This window comes from Streptomyces sp. NPDC055103, from assembly GCF_053607625.1.
In genome coordinates this window covers 1-1,038 of sequence record NZ_JBSGTX010000205.1, presented here as the reverse complement: position 1 = coordinate 1,038, position 1,038 = coordinate 1, and the positions used below count along the sequence as shown (strand labels likewise).

1 protein-coding gene is annotated in these 1,038 nt (G+C 45.9%); it reads left to right on the top strand.

Features of this window, described 5'->3' with window-relative positions; genetic code table 11:
* Positions 1-168: 168 nt before the first annotated feature.
* The gene (locus tag ACWFR1_RS40545; RefSeq protein WP_453561189.1) at positions 169-999 is read left to right on the top strand and encodes a bifunctional hydroxymethylpyrimidine kinase/phosphomethylpyrimidine kinase; all 831 of its coding nucleotides are present in this window, start codon (positions 169-171) and stop codon (positions 997-999) included.
* The last annotated feature ends 39 nt before the right edge of the window (positions 1,000-1,038 follow it).

The window sequence follows — 1,038 nt, the reverse complement described above, 5'->3', positions numbered from 1 at the left end:
ATATAACCGTGCTTCCCTTAACCAGCTCACGATTTAACATCTCAAAACCCCTACCTAGTTTTCTTATGTAGCATTTTACGAAAGCCCGTTGAGATTGTCAAATGATTCCTATAGATCTTCTATATTGTGATACAGAGAAAATCTAACTATAATGAAAGACAAAACACGATGGAGGTTCAAGACATGTCTATGCATAAAGCACTCACCATTGCCGGCTCAGATTCAAGCGGCGGTGCTGGGATTCAAGCTGATTTAAAAACATTTCAAGAAAAAAACGTATACGGGATGACCGCCTTAACGGTGATCGTTGCGATGGACCCAAACAACAGCTGGGACCATCAGGTATTCCCGATCGATACTGATACAATCCGCGCCCAGCTTGCAACAATTACGGACGGCATCGGCGTGGACGCCATGAAAACAGGAATGCTGCCAACCGTTGACATTATCGAGCTTGCGGCAAAAACGATCAAAGAAAAACAATTAAAAAATGTGGTAATTGACCCGGTTATGGTTTGCAAAGGTGCTAATGAAGTCCTTTATCCGGAGCACGCCCAAGCCCTGCGTGAGCAATTGGCTCCGCTAGCCACTGTCATTACGCCAAACTTGTTTGAAGCCAGCCAGCTCAGCGGCATGGATGAACTAAAAACAGTTGACGATATGATCGAAGCCGCGAAAAAAATTCACGCACTCGGCGCTCAATATGTCGTCATTACAGGCGGAGGCAAACTCAAACATGAGAAAGCAGTTGATGTTCTCTATGACGGAGAAACAGCAGAAGTCCTTGAAAGCGAAATGATCGATACGCCTTATACACATGGCGCAGGCTGTACGTTCTCAGCAGCCGTGACAGCGGAGCTTGCCAAAGGTGCGGAAGTCAAAGAAGCCATTTACGCAGCGAAAGAATTCATCACAGCGGCCATTAAAGAATCCTTCCCGCTAAACCAGTATGTTGGTCCTACGAAGCATTCTGCACTGCGCCTGAATCAACAATCATAAACAAAAGGGGCTGCCTTACAGAGAGGCAGCCCTTTTTAA

Bases quoted from the DNA above. Each gene is read 5' to 3' on its own strand.
- ACWFR1_RS40545 (WP_453561189.1), top strand. From the start codon at position 169: ATGGAGGTTCAAGACATGTCTATGCATAAAGCACTCACCATTGCCGGC.